Below are 18,557 nucleotides of genomic sequence, written 5' to 3'. Positions count from 1 at the left end.
GACGGCTACTTTCGCATTCCTTCTTGCAGCATGTTCAACATATCGGAGGCCGTCATGCGGCCCGATACGTCGCTGCCTTCGAGCAGGCTGTCGGCCAGATCGCGCTTGTGCTGGTGCAGATCGACAATGCCTTCCTCGATGGTATGGCGCGCCACCAGCCGGTAGATGGTCACCGGCCGCAACTGGCCCATGCGGTGCGCGCGGTCCGAGGCCTGGTCTTCCACCGCCGGGTTCCACCACGGGTCCATGTGGATCACGTAGTCGGCGGCGGTCAGGTTGATGCCGACGCCGCCCGCCTTCAGGCTGATGAGGAACACCTCGCCCTCGCCGGCCTGGAACAGGTCGACGCGCTTCTTGCGCTCGGCCATAGGCGTCGAGCCGTCCAGGTATTGATAGCTGATGTTGTTGGCGTCCAGGTGGGCGCGGATCAGCGACAGGTGGTCGACGAACTGGCTGAACACCAGCACCTTGTGGCGGTTCTCCAGCAAGCCTTCCAGCAGATGCGCGAAGGCCGCCAGCTTGCTGCTGGCCAGGCCCAGCTCCGGCGCCACCAGGTTGGGATTGCAGCAGGCGCGGCGCAGCCGCATGATCTCGGCCAGGATCTGGATCGATTTCTTCTCGGCCGGTCCTTCGACGGCGGCCAGGTTTTCCAGCGCGGCGCGGCGCAGCGATTCGTACAGCGCCGTCTCGTCCGCCGACAAGTCCACTTCCATCGTGATCTCGGTGCGCGACGGCAGCTCGGTCAGCACCTGCGCCTTGGTCCGGCGCAGCATGAAGGGCTGGATCAAGCGCCGCAGGCGGTTGCGCGCGCCCACTTCGGCGCGGTGGTCCTGCGGTTTTTCGATCGGCGCGGCGAAGCGCAGGTTGAATTGCTCGATGCTGCCCAGCAGGCCCGGATTGATGAAGCGGAACAGGTTCCACAACTCGCCCAGATGGTTCTCCAGCGGCGTGCCGGTGGCGATCATGCGGAAGTCGCCCTTGAGCGCCATCACGGCCTGCGAGCGCTTGGTGGCGCCGTTCTTGATCGCCTGCGCTTCGTCGAGCACGATGGTGTTCCACTGCACGCCGGCGAACAGCGCGGATTCCAGTTGCAGCAGGCCGTAGCTGGTCACCACCAGATCGTAGGGCTGCAGGGTGGACATGGTCTCGGCACGGTCGCCGGGGCCGAACAGCTTCACCTTCAAGGTCGGCGCAAAGCGCGCGGCTTCGCTGATCCAGTTCATGCAGACGGAGGTCGGCGCCACCACCAGGGTCGGGCCTTGCGGCGCGCGCGACAGGATCAGCGCCAGCGCCTGCAGCGTTTTGCCCAGGCCCATATCGTCGGCCAGGCAGGCGCCCACGCCCCAGCTGGCGAGGCGCGACAGCCAGTTGAAGCCTTCCAGCTGGTAGTCGCGCAGCTCCGCCTGCAGAGTGCTCGGCAGTTGCGGCACGAAGGCCGCCTGCGCCTCCATCCGCGTCAGATGCTCCTTCCACAGCTTGTCCGACTTCAGGCCGCCGATATCGTCGGCCAGTTCCTCCAGCGCGAACGACGCCAGCGGATGCACGCGCACGCCGTCCTCGGTTAGCTCACCGTAGACCGACACTTCCATCAGGCGGCGGTGCAGTTCCTCGGTCAGCGCCAGGTAGCGGTTCTCGCCCAGTTCCACGAAGCGGCTCTGGCTCTTCTGCATCAGCTCCAGCAGCGTTTTCAGATCCATGACTTTGCCTTCGTCGATCTGCAATTCGCCGCTGGCCGCGAACCAGTCCTTGTTGCTCTTGATGGCCAGGCGCAGCTGCTTGGTCTCCACCTTGGCGGTGACGCGGAAGCTCTCGCCTTCCGGCCAGGCCAGCACGATGGTGTCCGGGTTCATCTCCTGAAGCTCCACCAGCAGCTGCAGGCACAGCGCCGGTTGGCCCAGCAGCCATTCGCCATGTTCCTGCTCGGCCGCTTCCAGCACCGGGCACTTGGCGATCAGTTCGCGCTCGGCGTCGCGTTCGTCGATCAGCTTGCGGCGCGCCTGCACCGGCTTGCCGTTGACGTCCGCGATCACGCTGTCGGCGCCGGCACCCGGCGCATAGTAGGCGCCATTGGCCAGGGGGCGCACCAGCACCTGCATCTTCAGGCCGTGCTGGTAGGGCAGCAAGTGCAGGTGCAGGCGCATGTCGGCCTCCACCTGTTCCATGTCCGGTGCGGCGCCGCCGATTTCCGACTGCACCGTCACCAGCGAGGAGATGGAGCTGATCGCATGCAGCACCTGCTGCTCGGCGTGGGCCGGCACGTTCAAGCCGTTGCCGACGATGGCGGCGATGCGGCGGTGCTCGTCGAGGATGGTGACCACGCGCAGGCGGGTCGGCGTCTCCTTGCTGACGATGACGGATGAGCTGTCGTCCGGGATAGGCGGTTGCAGGCGCAGTTCCAGGTTGCCGGGGCTTTTCTTGATCAGCAGTTCAGGCTCGCCGGCCAGCATTTCCACCCGCGTGTCCGGCGCGTCGGCCCAGAACAGCAGCGGATGGCCGATCAGCGCCGACGCTGCACGCTGCGGATCGATTTCGTAAGCCAGGCCGCTGGACTGGTAGCTGCGGTGCGCCACCGAGATCGCCTCGGAGGCGCGGACGTCCTGCGGCGTCAGGAAGTCGAACTGCTCGGCCTCGAAGCGCAAGCGTTTCAGGCCGACGGCGCGGCCCTTGCTCCACAGGCCGCGCGCATCGCGCTTCTGCTCCACCGGCGCGACGTCGGTCAGGCCGTAGCGGTTGTCGTAGTTCAGCATCCACACCAGGCGCGTGCTGCCGGCGGCATCGGCGGTGGCGGGCTGCTGGAGATTGATCAGCGCCGTCAGCTGCCGCTGCCACGCTTCCTGCCGCTCGAACCACACGCTCATGTCGGGATAGCCCAGGCGCGAGCGCAGCGCGTTCGCGTGGCGCTGCTGTTCGACGTCGCCCAGGTGGCCCAGCAGGCAGGCGGCCTGGCCGGCGATGAACAGATAGCCGGCGCGTTCGGCGTTCTGCGCCAGCTCCTGCAGCTGCGCCTTGCGCTCGGACAGCTGCGGCAGCGACAGCCAGAAATACAGCAGGCACTGGAACATCTGCGTTTGCAGGTTGTTGTCCCATGCCAGCGCGGCGACGGCGTCGGTCTGCATGGTGCCGGCGCGGATCTGGCGCAGCATGTCGATCTGCTGGTGGACGGCGGAGTCGTGGTTCTGCGTCATGCGCACGGCGATTTCGAGATAGGCCTCGGCCGCCTTCAGGTGCTTGGCGTCGCCGCTGCGCAGCATCGACAGCAGGTACAGGTAGCCGGACATGCCGGTGAACAGGTGCTTGCGTTTGCCGGTGTCGCGGCGCAGCGTCTTCAGCGCCGCGTCGAAGCCGACGATGGCCGCGCCGCTGGCGCCGCGCAGCAGCACCACCGCGCTGGCGAGGTACTGGCTTTGCGGCCCGGCGGTGCGTTCCAGGTAGCGCTTGGCGTCGTCCAGGCGTCCGCACAGGATGGCGTCTTCCGCCAGCGCCATGCGCAGCTCGGGGCTGATGTCGTCCTTGGCGGCCAGGCGGCGCTGCATGTGCTGCTCGCAGAACTCGCGGATCACCGGCACCGTCAGGAATTCATGCTGGGCGTTTTGCAGCAGCACCATCAGCACGTCGTCCTGCAGCAGCGGATGCACGCGCGCCAGCATGCCCGGCTCGAAAGGCCGGCCGAAGATGTCGACGATGGGGTGCAGCTGCGCCGCTTCGTAGCTGCCCAGGCAGAACGCCAGTATCGGCTGGATCTGTTGCGGCGCCAGGCCGCGCAGAAGGCCCATGCGCAGGCGCGCCATGCCGGCGCGGTAGCTGCGCGGCTCGAAGCTGTTCCAGGTCTGGCGCATCGGCGTCAGCTCGTCGTAGGCGCCGCACAAGTCGTCCAGCGCGTGCGTGCCGATCGAGGCGCGCATCGCCGGCCAGCGCAGCTTGGGGTTGCAGGCGAAGCCGCGCCCCGTCACCACGCTGATGAAGGCCAGCCGCTCCAGCTTGCGCATCGATTCGTCCAGCGTGCCGACGCCGTAGGTATTGCCGTCCTTGTCCTCGATGCGGGCGTGGTTCAGGTGATCGAGGATGGCCGTGCGTCCCACCGGCTCGCCGATCAGGGCGAGCAGCGCCAGTATCATTTTTTCGTTGAATTCTAGCGCGTCAAATTCGGCGAGCAGCTTAGCGTCGGCCATGCGTGGTCAGTCTTTCAGGTTATCGATGTGTACCGGCGGCGTTGCGGCCGGGTCGTGCAGGCCAAACATCCGCTGGTAGAAGTACAGCTCCGCCTCCAGTGTGCGGACGATGTTCTCGCCCTTGCGGAAGCCGTGGCCTTCGCCTGCCAAAGGCACGTAGGCCACCGGCACGCCGCGCGCCTTCAGCGCATCGACCATCATTTCCGATTGCTGCGGCGGCACCACCTTGTCGTCCAGGCCCTGGAAGAAGATCATCGGGCGCGCCAGCTTGTCGGTATGGTTGATCGGCGAGCGGGCCTGGTACAGCGCCTCGGCCTGCGGCTGCGGCGCGATCAGGTACTCATTGTAGTGCGATTCGAACTTGTGCGAGTCCTGGTCCAGGCCTTTGAGGTCGGACACGCCGTAGTAGCTGGCGCCGACCTTGAACACATTGTGGAAGGTCAGCGCGCACAGCGTGGTCAGGCCGCCGGCGCTGCCGCCGCGGATGATCAGGCGTTCGCCGTCGGCCAGGCCGCGCTCGACCAGCGCCTGCGCGCCCGCCACGCAGTCTTCGACATCGACGATGCCCCACTGGCCTTTGAGCAGGTCGCGGTAGGCGCGGCCGAAGCCGGTGCTGCCGCCGTAGTTCACATCGAGCACGCCGAAGCCGCGGCTGGTCCAGAACTGGGTCTTCAGGTTCAGCGTGTTGACGGTCATGCCGGTCGGGCCGCCGTGGCTGATGACGATCACCGGCGGCTTGCTACCCTCGGGCGCCGTCACGTCGCGGTTGCGCGGCGGGTAGAAGAAGGCGTGCGAGGTGCGGCCATTGACGCTGGCGTAGCTGATGCTGGCGGGGATGGACAGGTAGCCTTCGTCCGGCAGCTCCTCGATCGACTGCGCCAGGATCTCCACGCCCTCCTCGGTGAAGTCGATGCGCGCCAGTTCCATCGGGATGGTCGGGCCGCCGGCCAGCATGGCGATGTAGCCCTTGGCCACGCGCAGTTCGCGGATTTCCTCGTAGGGGTTGGCGATCGCTTCCAGCTTGCCGCTGCCCGGCAGCAGGCGCGCCAGGCGGCTCACGCCCTTGTCGATATAGGTGCAGATGATTTCGGAGGCGGAGCGGAAGCCGTACATCGCGTTCCCGAAAGTCCAATGCGGCGAGGCGAATTCCGCCTCCATCGGGCACAGGCCCTCGGTGCGATCGCGTTCGCGGCACAGGCGGTACAGGTTCCACCAGCCGCTGCGGTCGGAGACGAAGTGCAGCAGGCCGTCCGGCGACCATTCGGGCTGGCACACCGATTCCTCGGCGCCGCCGGCGATGCGCGCTGGCGCGGCCAGCGCGCCGTCGTCGCCGATGTCGGCCAGCCACAGGGTCGTGCCCTGCCACGGCATGCGCGGATGATCCCAGCTCAGCCAGGCCAGCGAGCGGCCGTCCGGCGACAGGCGCGGCGACGAGTAGAAGTCGGCGCCCTGCGCCAGCACGGTCTCGCCACCGTCGGCGTCGATGGCGCAGATGGTGTTGGCCGGCTGTGCATGCGGATCGTCGCCATGCAGCTCGCGCACGCCGATCAGGCGCGCGCGCGCGCGGTCGACCACGAAGTCGGCGAAGCGCTGCTTGCCGGCCGTGGTCAGCGCCACGGGCGCCGCGCCGTCGTCGGCTACATCAAGTTTATAGACGACGTTGTCGGCAAAATGCGAAAAATAGATGGTATCGCCGTCCACCGTATAGGCGCCGCCGCCGTATTCGTGTACCCGGCTGCGCACATTGAAGGGGGCCGGCGTCAGTTCGTCGGTGGTCACGCCGTGGTGGCGCAGCAGGGTGTTGCGGCCCGCTTCGGCGGCACGGCCGGCCAGCCAGAAGATATCGCAGCCATCGGCGCCGCCCAGCATTAGCGTGGACAGCGGCGTGGCGCCGTCGGCCACGCGCGCGGCGCTGATGGTCGATGGCCAGGCGCCGTAGGGCGCGGTGATGGTGGTGGCAGATGTCATGGCGTCTCCAAAGTCGGGTGCTACGCATGATAGTGAATGAACGGACTATCATCCAGCAAAAAAATCCGCGCAGGATGCGATAATAGTCTTTTGACCGATTTCGATTGCCTTCCATGCCACAATTTGCCCCGCTCCAGAACGACACCTTCTTGCGCGCGTTGTTGCGCCAGCCGACCGACCACACGCCGGTGTGGCTGATGCGCCAGGCGGGGCGATACCTGCCGGAATACCGCGCCACGCGCGCCAAGGCTGGCTCCTTCATGGGCCTGGCCACCAATCCGGACTACGCCACCGAAGTCACCTTGCAGCCGTTGGACCGCTTCCCGCTGGACGCGGCCATCCTGTTCTCGGACATCCTGACGGTGCCGGACGCGATGGGCCTGGGCCTGTACTTCGTCGAAGGCGAAGGCCCGAAATTCGAGCGTCCGCTGAAAACCGAGGCCGATGTGCTGGCCTTGCGCGCGCCGGAACTGGGCTCGCTGGATTATGTGTTCAAGGCCGTGACCCAGATCCGCACCGAATTGAACGGCCGCGTGCCGCTGATCGGCTTCTCCGGCAGCCCGTGGACGCTGGCCTGCTACATGGTCGAAGGCCAGGGCTCGCGCGAGTTCCACACCATCAAGACGATGCTGTACAACCGCCCGGACCTGATGCACCACATCCTCGCCATCAACGCCAAGGCGGTGGCCGAGTACCTGAACGCCCAGATCGACGCCGGCGCCCAGGCGGTGATGGTGTTCGACTCGTGGGGCGGCGCGCTGGCCGACGGCGCCTACCAGGAGTTTTCGCTCAAATACATGCGGCAGGTGGTTTCGCTGCTGAAGCGCGACAAGGACGGCGTCAAGATTCCGGCCATCGTCTTCACCAAGGGCGGCGGCCAGTGGATCGAGCAGATCGCCGACATCGGCGCCGACGCGGTCGGCCTGGACTGGACCGTCAACCTGACCCAGGCGCGCAAGCTGGTCGGCCACAAGGTCGGCCTGCAGGGCAACCTGGACCCGGCCATCCTGTTCGCCAGCCCGGACCAGATCCGCGCCGAAGTGCATAAAGTACTGGACGCCTACGGCAAGCCGACCGACGGCAATGGCCATGTGTTCAACCTGGGCCACGGCATCTCCCAATTCACCCCGCCGGAGAACGTTGCCGCCATGGTCGAAGCCGTTCACAGCCACAGCAAGGCCCAGCGCGCGGCCTGATGTAATTTCCGGAAAGAGGGCACGTTTCTCCGGAGGCGTGCCCTTTTTTCATTGGTGTTCACGGCTCAGTAAAACCGACTTATGCACAATTTTTTTTACTGCGGAAATATTAGGCAGTGCTTTTTTTCTAGCCCGTGAGGATGTTGCAAGTCTTTGATTACAAAGGTTAAAATTTGTGGTCGAAGAGGCAATACATGGCAAGTCGTAAACCTTGACTGTCCACTGAAACTAGTTTATTTCTTCATTGTCCACAAAGTTATCCACAAAAACTGTGGATAAAAAATAAAAGTACTTAGTAAACCGTGACTTAGCCATAATGTTGCTGTTTTGCCTGAGGTTTATGTTGCGTTGCACGATTTCTGAGCAAAGTTTTGGCCATGATAACGAAGTTGCGAACAGACAAACCTTATACATAAGGTATGTGCAAGGCGGTCCACCGGAAGTAGCGTATTGTGCTCCGCAATATCGGTGGATAAGTTCTAAAAAATGCTTGATTTTGGCAAAAAAGGCATCCTAAATACTTCACTTATGCACAGCGGCGGAGAAAAAACGCGAATTTTTCTTCTCCTAGTAAGCATTTTCCAAGTGGTTGATTTTAAAGAGAAATAATTTTGAATTTTTGCCCGGTTTACGACGATGCCAAGCCAGAAGTCTATGCTTTCCGGGGATTAAGATTCCTTTGTCCACAAAGTTATCCACAAAAACTGTGGATACTTCAAAGCGCCCCAGACGGGACGGTATTTGCGCCCAATTGCCGCAAGAATTTTCTACTGTGACGGGATCTATGCAGGGCCTTTTCCACCATTGCATCCTTCAGATTGCGCTTGATACGCCGCTGAACGCGATTTTCGACTACCGCTGGCATTGCGACGCGTCAGAGCAGCCGCAGGTCGGCCAGCTGGCGCTGGTGCCGTTCGGCCGCCGAGAGGTGATGGGCCTGATCGTCGGCGTGGCGGCCGAGACCGATGTGCCGGCCGAAAAGCTGAAGGATGCGCTGTCCGTGCGCAGCCAGCTGGGACCGTTGTCGCCGGAATGGCTGGCGCTGGCGGGCTTTGCCGCCGACTATTACCAGCGTCCGCTGGGCGAGGTGGCGCTGCCGGGCCTGCCGAAGAATCTGCGCGTGCTGACCACGGTGGCGCTGGACCGGGCGCTGAAGAAGCTGGCCAAGCTGGACGCGCCGCACGACGGCACGCCGCTCAACATGCCGCAGCTCAACCCATCGCAGCAGGAGGCGGCGGATGCGATCGGCGGTGCTGTCGGTTTTAAACCCACTTTGCTGTACGGCGTCACCGGCAGCGGCAAGACCGAGGTCTACCTGCAATCCTGCGCGCAGGTGCTGGATCGCGAGGCGGACGCGCAGATCCTGATCCTGGTGCCGGAAATCAACCTGACGCCCCAGCTGGAAGGCAATATCCGCGCGCGCTTCCCCGGCGTGATGCTGGCGACCTTGCACAGCAGCCTGTCCGAAGGCGAGCGCATGCTGCACTGGCTGGCCGCGCACCAGGGCAAGGCGCGCATCGTGCTGGGCACGCGGCTGGCGATCCTGGCCTCGCTGCCGAACCTGAAGCTGATCGTCATCGACGAGGAGCACGATCCCTCGTACAAGCAGCAGGAAGGTCTGCGCTATTCGGCGCGCGACCTGGCCGTGTGGCGCGCCTGGCAGCTGGGCATTCCTATCGTGCTGGGTTCGGCCACGCCGTCGCTGGAGAGCTGGCACCACGCCCAGTCCGGCCGCTACCGCAAGCTGGAGCTGCGCGAACGGGCCGTCAAGAACGCCGTGCTGCCGCAAGTGAAGCTGCTGGACATGGAGCGCGACAAGCCCAAGGATGGGCTGACGTCGCATTTGATCGCCGCCATCAAGCAGCGCATGGAGCGCGGCGAGCAATCGCTGCTGTTCCTGAACCGGCGCGGTTATGCGCCGGTAATCTGCTGCGAATCCTGCGGCTGGATCAGCGAATGCACGCGCTGCACCTCGTTCATGGTGCTGCACCGTCCCGAGCATCGGCTGCGCTGCCACCATTGCAGCCTGGAGATGCGTATCCCGCGTCATTGCCCCACTTGCGGCAATGTCGACCTGCAACCGCTGGGACGCGGCACGCAGCGCGTGGAAGAAGGCTTGCAAGCCATGTTCCCGGAAGCGCGGGTGCTGCGCATCGACGCCGACTCCACCCGCAAGAAGGGCAGCGCGCAGGCCGCCTTCGATACGGTGCATCGGGGCGAGGTCGATATCCTGATCGGCACGCAGATGGTGGCCAAGGGGCATGATTTTAAGAAGCTGACGCTGGTCGGCATCCTGAATCCGGATACGGCGCTGTTTTCGCAGGACTACCGCGCCAGTGAGCGCCTGTTCGCGCAATTGATGCAGGTGGCGGGCCGCGCCGGCCGCTCCGCCCAGACCGAAGGCGGCAGCGCCAGCGAGGTGCTGATCCAGACCCGCTACCCGCAGCATCCACTGTACGACGCGGTGGTGCGCCATGATTACGACCACTTCGCCTCGGCCTTGCTGGAGGAGCGCGAACAGGCCGCCTTGCCGCCCTATCTGTACCAGGCGCTGCTGCGGGCCGAGGCGCCGGAGCTGGCCACGGCCATCGAATTCCTGACCATGGCCCGCGATTGCGTCGAGCATCCGGGCATCACGATCAACGATCCTATCCCGATGAGCATGACGCGGGTGCACAACGTCGACCGCGCCCAGTTGCTGGTGGAGTCGGCATCGAGGCCGATGTTGCAAGCGTTTCTGCGAGAGTGGCTACTCACTCTGCGGGAAATGAAGAGTCGCGTGAAGTGGTCGCTGGAAGTCGATCCGCTGGATATCTAAAGCAGGAAGCGCTGGGCGGTGGCGACGATCTGCTCGGTCAGCGCGCGGGTGAACGGCGTGTCGAGGTTCCAGGCATGCCAGTTCAGCGCCACGTCGATGTGGTGGCCTGGCGCCAGGTCGACCAGACGGTCGCTGGCCAGCGCGCCGGACACCTGGATCAGCGGCATCAGGCCGTACGCCAGGCTGCCGTGGATGCACTCGGCGGTGGCGGCCGACGGCGGCATGGTGTGGTGCGGATAGGGGCCGTTGAGCTCCAGCACGGTGTGCAGGAAGCCGGTCATCATGTCCTGGTCGCTGACCACGGCGGGCGCCAGCCGCGCAGCATCCAGCGAGAAACCGTCGCCGAACCAGTGGCCGGCAAACGCCGGCGTGGCCACGCACACGTAACGCATCTTGCCCAGCGGCGTGACGTCCGGCCCGTTGGCGTGCTGGTCCGGATGCTCCTGGGCCACGGCGATGCTGCCGAACACGCTGCCTTCCTGCACCAGGTGCAGCGCCATCCGCTGGTCGGCCAGCTGCACCTTCAGCTGGCAGCGCGGCGGCGACAGCAAGGGCTGCAAACTCATGGGGAACCAGGTCGCCAGGCTGGCCGCGTCGACCGCCAGCGCTATCTCCGGCATGCTCACCTTGTGACCCAGATCAATATCGAGCGACGCTTCCATCAGCCTGACGTTGCGATGGTGCGACACCAGCCGCTGGCCCAGGCCGGTCGGCACGGCCGGCTGGCCGCGCACAATCAGCAGGCGGCCGGCGGCGTCCTCCAACGCTTTGATGCGCTGGGATACGGCGGATTGGCTGATGCCCAGCGCCAAGGCGGCCTTTTCGAAGCTGCCCTGGCTGGCAACGGCGTCCAGTACGGCCAGTGCGCGATAGTCGAGTGAGCCCATAAGCTGTACTTATATAAATTGGAAACGATAAGTGATACTAATACTCTTTTGCTTTGAAGTAAAACTCGGTGTCACCTAATCGTGCGCGGGAGGCTTGCCTTTTGGCCGGAGATGCCGTCCGGCCAAACGGTGTAGACTCTGAAAAATGAAAACGCTACGCACTGAAGTCGCCGTCATCGGCGCCGGCACCGCCGGCATGACCGCCTACCGCGCCGCCACCACCGGCGGCAAGAAAACCCTGCTGATCGAAGCCAACGTCTACGGCACCACCTGTGCCCGCGTCGGTTGCATGCCGAGCAAGCTGCTGATCGCGGCGGCCGAGGCGGCCCATGCGCTGCACGCGGCGCCGGCCTTCGGCGTGCATCCGGGCCAGGTCCGCATCGACGGCAAGGCCGTGATGGCGCGCGTGCGCAGCGAACGGGACCGGTTTGTCGGCTTCGTCGTCGAGAGCGTCGACGGCTATCCGGCCGAGGACAAGATCCACGGCCATGCGCGCTTCCTCAGCGCGACCCAGCTGCAGATCGACGACCACACGCTGGTCGAGGCGGAGCGCTTCGTCATCGCCACCGGTTCGACGCCCATCGTGCCGGACGAGTGGCGCGCGGCCGGCCCGCGCGTGATCACCAGCGACGACGTGTTTTACTGGGACGACCTGCCGGCCTCGATCGCCGTGGCCGGCACCGGCGTGATCGGGCTGGAGCTGGGCCAGGCGCTGGCGCGGCTGGGCGTGCGGGTGACCGTGTTCGGCCGTGGCGGCAGCGTTGCCCAGCTCAGCGACCCGGACGTGCTGGCCGTGGCGCGCCGCGCCATGGCCGATGAGCTCGACGTCCGTTTCAAAACCAAGGTGGTGCGCGTGGTGCAGGACGGCGACGGCCTGGCCGTCACCAGCGAGGATGGCGACGGTGTACAGCGCACCGAGCAGTTCAACTACCTGCTGTCGGCGATCGGCCGGCGCCCGAACGTGCACAAGCTGGGCCTGGAAAACACCGGGCTGGAGCGCGACCATCACGGCATTCCGCTGTACCACCAGCAGACGATGCAGTGCAAGGGAACGCAAAATGCCAGCGCCATCTTCATCGCCGGCGACGCCGACAACGAACGGCCGCAGCTGCCGGAAGCGGCCGACCAGGGCCGCATCGCCGGCGACAACGCGGCGCGCTACCCGGCCGTGCAACCGGGCCTGCGCCGCACGCCGCTGACCATCGCCTTCACCGAGCCGCAGATCGCCACCCTGGGCGCCAGCTACGAAGAGTTGTGCGCGACGTACGCCGGCCGCTTCTCGGTCGGCAAGGTGTCGTTTGAGAACCAGGGCCGCAGCCGCGTGATGTTGCAGAACAAGGGCATGCTGCGCGTGTATGCCGAGCACGCCAGCGGCCGCTTCCTGGGCGCCGAGATGATCGGCCCCCGCGCCGAGCACATCGGCCACCTGCTGTCGTGGGCCTGCCAGGCCGGGCTGACCGTCAGCGCCATGCTGGACATGCCCTTCTACCACCCGGTGGTGGAGGAAGGCGTGCGCACCGCGCTGCGCGACCTGGCGCACCAGCTGGCCAACGCCCCGGCCTACGATTGCGGCTGTGTCGATTGCACGCCCGCACCTTAAATACAACAATCTCACACATTGTCACCGAAACACCGTATGCTGCTGGCTCGATAGTTTTTTATCAGCGGCAATGAAGATACGTAAAGTCACGGCAGCCGATCTGAAACTGGGCATGCTGATACCGTGGAATGTGTACGGCGACAACGGCGCCCTGCTGGTCCGCAAAGGGCATATGATCGCCAGCGCCAACCAGATCGATTATCTGGTGGAGCGCGGTTCGTTCGAGGACCACAGCGGGCAGCATGACCAGGCCCGCGAGCCGGACTCGGCACTACGCAAGCTCAACGCCGCCAGCCTGGAGCTGCAAGCCCTGCTGCAAGCGGTGTCGCAGCGCGCCGCGCCGCCGGACCTGCGCCGCCGCCTGGAGGAAGTGGCGCTGCTGGTCACCGATGCCGTGGCTGTCAATGCCGACGTCGCCACCGCCACCATCCTGCACAACCAGCGCGCCGCGTCCTACGCCGCGCGTCATTGCATCGATACCGCCGTGGTCGCGCAATTGCTGGCCAAGGCCAGGCAATTGTCGCCGGAAGAGACCGCGACCCTGACGCTGGCCGCGCTGACGATGAACGTCGCCATGCTGGACCAGCACCAGCGCCTGCAGGACAGCCGCCTCGAACTGAACGCCGCCGACCGCGCCGTGGTGCAAGCCCATCCCGAAGCCGGCGTGCAATTGCTGCGGCAAGCCGGCATCGCCGACCAGGCCTGGCTGGACTGCATCCTGCATCACCATGAAAACGAAGACGGCAGCGGCTATCCGCTGCGCAAGTCGGGCGCGCAGATCCCGCCGTTGGCGCGCCTGCTGGCGCTGGCCGACCGCTATTGCGCCCGCGTGACCGAGCGCGCCTGGCGCAAGACCATGACCCCGCACGCCGCCCTGCGTGACCTGCTGCTGGAATCGAACGTGACGGTGGACGGCAACCTGGCCGCGCTGCTGATACGCGAGCTGGGCATTTATCCCATCGGCACCTATGTGCGCTTGATCAACGGCGAGATCGGCGTGGTGTCGCGTCGCGGCCTGCAGTCGACCACGCCGCATGTGGAATCGGTGATCGGCCCGCGCGGCGCGCCGCTGGACGTGTTCCTGCAACGCGATACGCGCGCCGAGCTGCACGGCATCCGCGAGGTGCTGAGCCTGGCGCAGCTGGCCACGCTGCAGGCGCCACCGCTGCGCATGGAGCAGGTGTGGGGCCGCAGCGCCGCCGTCTGAACTAGTTCAGCAGCGCGTCCAACCGGCCTTGCTGCGCCAGGTCGCGCAACACGCGGATGGTGTCGATATCCGACTCCTGGTAGGCGGAGCGGCGGAAATCGTCGTACATCGCGTTGGCGGCGTCGGTCGCCGCATCGTGGCCGTCGTCGTACTGGAAGCGCACGTACAGCGTGTCGGCGGTCGGCGTCTCGATGCTCATCGTCAGGCTGGACTGGCTGATGTCCTGCTGCGCCGCCACCTCGTAGCGCACCTGGCGCATCGGCTCCAGCACCACGCGGTCTTCGATGACCAGCTTGCCGTAGGTGAGGCGGCGGCGGAAACTGTTCTCGGTGCGCTCGTCGATGACGCACTCGTCCAGGTGCGGCACAAACAGCTTCGGCGATTCGGCGCGTAGCACCAGGCCGCTCCACAGCTGCTTGAGGCTGAGCGCATCGATCAGCGGATTCAGCGGGTCGTTAATTTCAATTAAATGTTCGAATTTCATAGGGAAACCATGTTTAGGGCAGGCGCACGCGCGCCTCGTCCCCGCATGGTAACGCATCTGTCACCAAGACGACTGCGCCCGCTCAGGCGATGCCCTCGTCCCAGTAGGGTTCCGGCCCGAAACGCCGGCTGAAGAAGTCGATGAAGGCCTGGCTCTTGGGCGGCAGGAAACGGCGGTTCAGGTAGACGGCGGAAATCACCGAATCGGTGGTCTGGTAGCCGGGCAACACCCGTACCAAGGCGCCGCTGCGCAGCTGGTCCGCCACCAGCCAGCTCGACGACAGGCCGATGCCCAGCCCGGCGACGGCGGCGTCGCGCAGCGCTTCGCCGTTGTCGCTGCGGAAGCGGCCGCCGACGCGCAGCAGCAGCTCGCTACCGTCGCGCTCGCGTAGCCGCCACGGGTTCATTGCTTGCAGCACCAGGCATTCGTGCTGCAACAGGTCGGACGGCTGCTGCGGCACGCCGCGCCGGCGCAGGTAGTCGGGCGAGGCGCACAGCACCAGCTTGCTCGGAGCCAGCGGCCGCGCCACCAGCGCCGAATCGCGCAGCGGGCCGACGCGGATGGCGACGTCGATGCCGTCCGCCGCCAGGTCGTGGGTGCTGTCGGACAGACGCAGGTCCAGCTGCACGCCGGGGTGCTCCTCCAGGAACTGCGCCACCTCGGGCACGATGTACAGCCGTCCGAATGTCACCGAGGCCGCCACCCGCAGCAGGCCCTGCGCCTGGGCGTTGCCGTGGCCGACCGCCGCCGACGCCTGTTCGGCGGCGTCCAGCAGCGCGACGGCGCGTTCCAGGAACACTTCGCCGTCCTGCGTCACGGTGATCTGGCGCGTGGTCCGGTGCAGCAGGCGCGCGCCCAGCTGCTTTTCCAGCTGCGCCATGCGGGTGCTGGAGGCGGCCGGCGACAGGCCGAACTCGCGCCCGGCGGCGGACAGGTTGCGGGTCGCGCATACCCGCACAAATAGCGCCACGTCGGTCAGGTCCAGAGCCATTTGATTGATTTAATGAAGAATGATTTCATCATTATGCCAATTATCAAAGTAAATGCGGCGATTCATACTGCGTCCATCAAAACTTTTATCTGGAGCAAGCCATGAAAGCCATCGCCGTCAGCAACACCGCCCTGCAAGATGTGGAAATCGCCGTGCCTAGCGCCACCGGCCACGATCTGCTGGTCAAGATCGAAGCGGTCTCTGTCAACCCGGTCGACACCAAGGTGCGCGCCGGCGAAGCGGCCGACGCCGCCCCGCGCGTGCTGGGCTGGGACGCCGCCGGCACCGTGACCGCCGTCGGCCCGGACGTGAGCCTGTTCAAGGTGGGCGACGCGGTCTACTACGCCGGCAGCATCGTCCGCCCGGGCGCCAACAGCGAATTCCACCTGGTCGACGAGCGCATCGTCGGCCGCAAGCCGGCCAGCCTGGACTTCAAGCACGCCGCCGCCCTGCCGCTGACCTCGATCACGGCCTGGGAAGCGCTGTTCGACCGCCTGGCGATCCGCCGCGACGGCGCCGACGCCGGCAAGCGCGTGCTGGTGATCGGCGGCGCCGGCGGCGTCGGCTCGATCGCGATCCAGCTGGCCAAGCAGCTGGCCGGCCTGACAGTGATCGCCACCGCCTCGCGTCCGGAATCGGCCCAGTGGGTGCGCGCGCTGGGCGCCGACCATGTGATCGACCACAACGGCGACATGGCGGCGCAGCTGCTGGCGCTGGAGATCGCCAGTGTCGACTACGTGCTGTGCCTGAGCGACACCGACCCGCACTTCGACGCCATCGCCCAAGTGATCGCGCCGCAGGGCAAGGTGGTCAGCATCGTCCACAACACCGCGCCGCTGGACATGGACAAGCTGTTCGCCAAGAGCGTGACCTGGGTGTGGGAAATGATGTTCACCCGCTCGATGTTCGGCACGCCGGACATGATCGAACAGCACAAGTTGCTCGACGAGGTAGCCACGCTGATCGACGCCGGCAAGCTCAAGACCACGCTGGGCGAGGTCTACGGCAAGATCAACGCCGCCAACCTGCGCCGCGCGCACGAGGCGCTGGAAAGCCGTCGCACCATCGGCAAGATCGTGTTGTCGGGCTTCTAGGGCGTCCGGGGCTGTACAATGATTGGCTGTTCCCCAGCCGATCGTTACCCGATGTCCAAAGCCCCCCAATTCGGTCTTAATGTCCCGCAAAGCGAGGCCGTCATGTACCTGGACGGCCCCTGCCTGGTGCTGGCCGGCGCGGGCTCGGGCAAGACGCGTGTGATCACCCAGAAGATCGCCCACCTGATCGAGGACCGTGGCTACGATCCGCGCACCATCGCCGCGCTGACTTTCACCAACAAGGCGGCGCTGGAGATGCAGGAGCGTATCGCCAAGCTGCTCAAGCAGCCTCGGCAGGCCAAGCAGCTGACGGTCTCGACCTTCCACTCGCTGGGCGTCAAGATCCTGCGCCAGGAGGCCAACGGCGTCGGCCTCAAGGACCGCTTCTCCATCATGGACAGCGACGATTGCGGCTCGCTGATCCAGGACATGGCGATCACCACCGACAAGCAGGTGGTGCGGCGCATCCAGACCGATATCTCGCTGTGGAAGAACGGCCTGGTCGATCCGACGGTCGCGCTGCACAACGCCAAGGACGAGGACGAGGCGCAATCGGCGCGCATCTACGCCAGCTACGTGGCCACACTGTCGGCCTACCAGGCGGTGGACTTCGACGACCTGATCCGCCTGCCGGTGGAACTGTTCCGCGACAACGAGCCGGTGCGCGACAAGTGGCAGCGCCGCCTGCGCTACCTGCTGATGGACGAATACCAGGACACCAACACCTGCCAGTACGAGCTGGTCAAGCTGCTGGTGACGGGCATCGGCAAGAAGCCGATGTTCACCGCCGTGGGCGACGACGACCAGGCGATCTACGCCTGGCGCGGCGCGTCGGTGGAAAACCTGAAGACGCTGCAAACCGACTTCCCCGACCTGCAGGTGATCAAGCTGGAGCAGAACTACCGCTCCACCACCCGCATCCTGCAAGCGGCCAACGCGGTGATCGGCAACAACCCGAAACTGTTCGAGAAATCGCTGTGGTCCGAGCACGGCCTGGGCGAGCCCATCAATGTGCTGGGCATGGCCAACGACGACCAGGAAGCCGAGCAGGTGGCGATCATGATTTCGGCCGACCATTTCCAGCGCAAGAACAAGTGGTCCGACTACGCCATCCTGTATCGCGGCAACCACCAGGCGCGCGTGATCGAGCAGTGCCTGCGCAAGGAACGCATTCCGTACACGATCTCCGGCGGCCAGAGCTTCTTCGACAAGGCCGAGATCAAGGACATCATCAGCTACCTGCGCCTGCTGGCCAACACCGACGACGATCCGGCCTTCATCCGCGCGGTCACCACGCCGCGGCGCGGCGTCGGCCAGTCGACCTTGGAAACGCTGGGCACCTTCTCCGGCCAATGGCAGTGCTCGCTGTTCGAGGCGGTGTTCAAGGGCGGCATCGAAGGCTTGCTGAACGACCGCCAGCTGCTGCCGCTGCGCGAGTTCTGCAACTTCATCAACAACCTGGAGGCGCGCGCCAGCCGGCCCGGCCCGAGCGGCAGTGGCGACAACGCGGCCCAGGTGCTGGACGACTTGCTGGAAGCGATCAACTACGAATCCTTCCTCTACGATATGTTCGACGAGCGCGCCGCGCAGGGCAAGTGGCAGAACGTGCTGGAGTTCACCAACTGGCTCAAGGAGCGCGGCCGTGGCGGCAAGGACCGCGACAGCGAAGAGAAAAACGTACTGGAGCTGACGCAGATGGTGGCGCTGATGTCCATGCTCGAAGGCCAGGACGAGGACCCGGACGCGGTGCGCATGTCGACCCTGCACGCGTCGAAGGGACTGGAGTATCCGCACGTGTTCCTGGTCGGCGTGGAGGAAGGCATCCTGCCGCACAAGGGCGATCCCGACGCGCCGGCCGAGACCATCGCCGCCCGCGTGCAGGAAGAGCGGCGCCTGATGTACGTCGGCATCACGCGCGCGCAGCGCACGCTGCAGATCACCTGGTGCAAGAAGCGCAAGCGCGCGGGCGAGCAGGTGCATTGCGATCCGTCGCGCTTCATCAAGGAGATGGAACTCGACGTCGGCAACGCCGTGCCGGCCGAGTCCGAAGTGCTGACGCCGAAGGAGCGGCTGGCACGCATGAAGGAACTATTAACCACACCGAAAACGTAATCGCGCCGGCCTTGTGCTAGCATCGGCATGT

At 65.4% G+C, this 18,557-nt stretch carries 11 protein-coding genes; 6 read left to right on the top strand and 5 right to left on the bottom strand.

Annotation, left to right across the window (positions count from 1 at the left end; translation table 11 throughout):
• Nucleotides 1–5: 5 nt before the first annotated feature.
• Both AC07OK_RS19995 and AC07OK_RS19990 read right to left on the bottom strand, forming a co-directional pair.
• Nucleotides 6–4,169 (bottom strand): DEAD/DEAH box helicase, encoded by a 4,164-nt coding sequence (locus tag AC07OK_RS19995; RefSeq protein ID WP_494691934.1) that lies wholly within the window; start codon nucleotides 4,167–4,169, stop codon nucleotides 6–8.
• A 6-nt stretch (nucleotides 4,170–4,175) separates the two neighbouring features.
• The gene (locus tag AC07OK_RS19990; protein WP_494691933.1) at nucleotides 4,176–6,137 is read right to left on the bottom strand and encodes a dipeptidyl-peptidase 5; all 1,962 of its coding nucleotides are present in this window, start codon (nucleotides 6,135–6,137) and stop codon (nucleotides 4,176–4,178) included.
• A gap of 113 nt (nucleotides 6,138–6,250) precedes the next feature.
• On the opposite strand from AC07OK_RS19990, the gene hemE reads away from it, so the two are divergent.
• Together hemE and AC07OK_RS19980 are read left to right on the top strand one after the other, a co-directional pair.
• Complete coding sequence (gene hemE, locus AC07OK_RS19985) at nucleotides 6,251–7,333, top strand: uroporphyrinogen decarboxylase (RefSeq protein ID WP_494691932.1); 1,083 nt, start codon at nucleotides 6,251–6,253, stop codon at nucleotides 7,331–7,333.
• 784 nt (nucleotides 7,334–8,117) lie between these two features.
• Nucleotides 8,118–10,151, top strand: a complete 2,034-nt coding sequence (locus tag AC07OK_RS19980) for a primosomal protein N' (RefSeq protein ID WP_494691931.1) — start codon at nucleotides 8,118–8,120, stop codon at nucleotides 10,149–10,151.
• Here AC07OK_RS19980 and AC07OK_RS19975 read toward each other — a convergent pair.
• Nucleotides 10,148–11,038 (bottom strand): ArgP/LysG family DNA-binding transcriptional regulator, encoded by an 891-nt coding sequence (locus AC07OK_RS19975; RefSeq protein WP_494691930.1) that lies wholly within the window; start codon nucleotides 11,036–11,038, stop codon nucleotides 10,148–10,150. The two genes, AC07OK_RS19980 and AC07OK_RS19975, sit on opposite strands and share 4 nt — an antisense overlap.
• 145 nt (nucleotides 11,039–11,183) lie before the next feature.
• Here AC07OK_RS19975 and AC07OK_RS19970 point away from each other — a divergent pair, with 145 nt between their 5' ends.
• Nucleotides 11,184–12,638, top strand: coding sequence for a dihydrolipoyl dehydrogenase (locus tag AC07OK_RS19970; RefSeq protein WP_494691929.1), 1,455 nt, complete (start codon nucleotides 11,184–11,186; stop codon nucleotides 12,636–12,638).
• Nucleotides 12,639–12,708: 70 nt separating this feature from the next.
• On the top strand, nucleotides 12,709–13,845 hold the full coding sequence (locus AC07OK_RS19965) for an HD-GYP domain-containing protein (protein ID WP_494691928.1): 1,137 nt from the start codon (nucleotides 12,709–12,711) through the stop codon (nucleotides 13,843–13,845).
• Between the two features lies 1 nt (nucleotide 13,846).
• On the opposite strand, the gene AC07OK_RS19960 is transcribed toward AC07OK_RS19965, so the two are convergent.
• Both AC07OK_RS19960 and AC07OK_RS19955 read right to left on the bottom strand, forming a co-directional pair.
• Nucleotides 13,847–14,329 (bottom strand): SRPBCC family protein, encoded by a 483-nt coding sequence (locus tag AC07OK_RS19960; protein WP_494691927.1) that lies wholly within the window; start codon nucleotides 14,327–14,329, stop codon nucleotides 13,847–13,849.
• Nucleotides 14,330–14,411: 82 nt separating this feature from the next.
• Nucleotides 14,412–15,320, bottom strand: coding sequence for a LysR family transcriptional regulator (locus AC07OK_RS19955; RefSeq protein ID WP_494691926.1), 909 nt, complete (start codon nucleotides 15,318–15,320; stop codon nucleotides 14,412–14,414).
• Nucleotides 15,321–15,421: 101 nt separating this feature from the next.
• Between AC07OK_RS19955 and AC07OK_RS19950 the strand changes: the two genes are divergently transcribed.
• Together AC07OK_RS19950 and AC07OK_RS19945 are read left to right on the top strand one after the other, a co-directional pair.
• Nucleotides 15,422–16,414: a zinc-binding alcohol dehydrogenase family protein gene (locus AC07OK_RS19950; protein WP_494691925.1), complete on the top strand. Its 993-nt coding sequence runs from the start codon at nucleotides 15,422–15,424 to the stop codon at nucleotides 16,412–16,414.
• Nucleotides 16,415–16,465: 51 nt separating this feature from the next.
• Nucleotides 16,466–18,526, top strand: coding sequence for a UvrD-helicase domain-containing protein (locus AC07OK_RS19945; RefSeq protein ID WP_494691924.1), 2,061 nt, complete (start codon nucleotides 16,466–16,468; stop codon nucleotides 18,524–18,526).
• Nucleotides 18,527–18,557: the final 31 nt, after the last annotated feature.

It is taken from the genome of Duganella sp. GW821-FHT07G03, assembly GCF_059418605.1.
The sequence above is the reverse complement of the archived record's forward strand: the minus strand, read 5'-3'. Positions and strand labels throughout refer to the sequence as shown.

Excerpts from the sequence above, each read along its gene's own strand:
- AC07OK_RS19995 (WP_494691934.1), bottom strand. The coding sequence starts at position 4,169 with ATGGCCGACGCTAAGCTGCTCGCCGAATTTGACGCGCTAGAATTCAAC.
- AC07OK_RS19990 (WP_494691933.1), bottom strand. The coding sequence starts at position 6,137 with ATGACATCTGCCACCACCATCACCGCGCCCTACGGCGCCTGGCCATCG.
- hemE (WP_494691932.1), top strand. The coding sequence starts at position 6,251 with ATGCCACAATTTGCCCCGCTCCAGAACGACACCTTCTTGCGCGCGTTG.
- AC07OK_RS19980 (WP_494691931.1), top strand. The coding sequence starts at position 8,118 with ATGCAGGGCCTTTTCCACCATTGCATCCTTCAGATTGCGCTTGATACG.
- AC07OK_RS19975 (WP_494691930.1), bottom strand. The coding sequence starts at position 11,038 with ATGGGCTCACTCGACTATCGCGCACTGGCCGTACTGGACGCCGTTGCC.
- AC07OK_RS19970 (WP_494691929.1), top strand. The coding sequence starts at position 11,184 with ATGAAAACGCTACGCACTGAAGTCGCCGTCATCGGCGCCGGCACCGCC.
- AC07OK_RS19965 (WP_494691928.1), top strand. The coding sequence starts at position 12,709 with ATGAAGATACGTAAAGTCACGGCAGCCGATCTGAAACTGGGCATGCTG.
- AC07OK_RS19960 (WP_494691927.1), bottom strand. The coding sequence starts at position 14,329 with ATGAAATTCGAACATTTAATTGAAATTAACGACCCGCTGAATCCGCTG.
- AC07OK_RS19955 (WP_494691926.1), bottom strand. The coding sequence starts at position 15,320 with ATGGCTCTGGACCTGACCGACGTGGCGCTATTTGTGCGGGTATGCGCG.
- AC07OK_RS19950 (WP_494691925.1), top strand. The coding sequence starts at position 15,422 with ATGAAAGCCATCGCCGTCAGCAACACCGCCCTGCAAGATGTGGAAATC.
- AC07OK_RS19945 (WP_494691924.1), top strand. The coding sequence starts at position 16,466 with ATGTCCAAAGCCCCCCAATTCGGTCTTAATGTCCCGCAAAGCGAGGCC.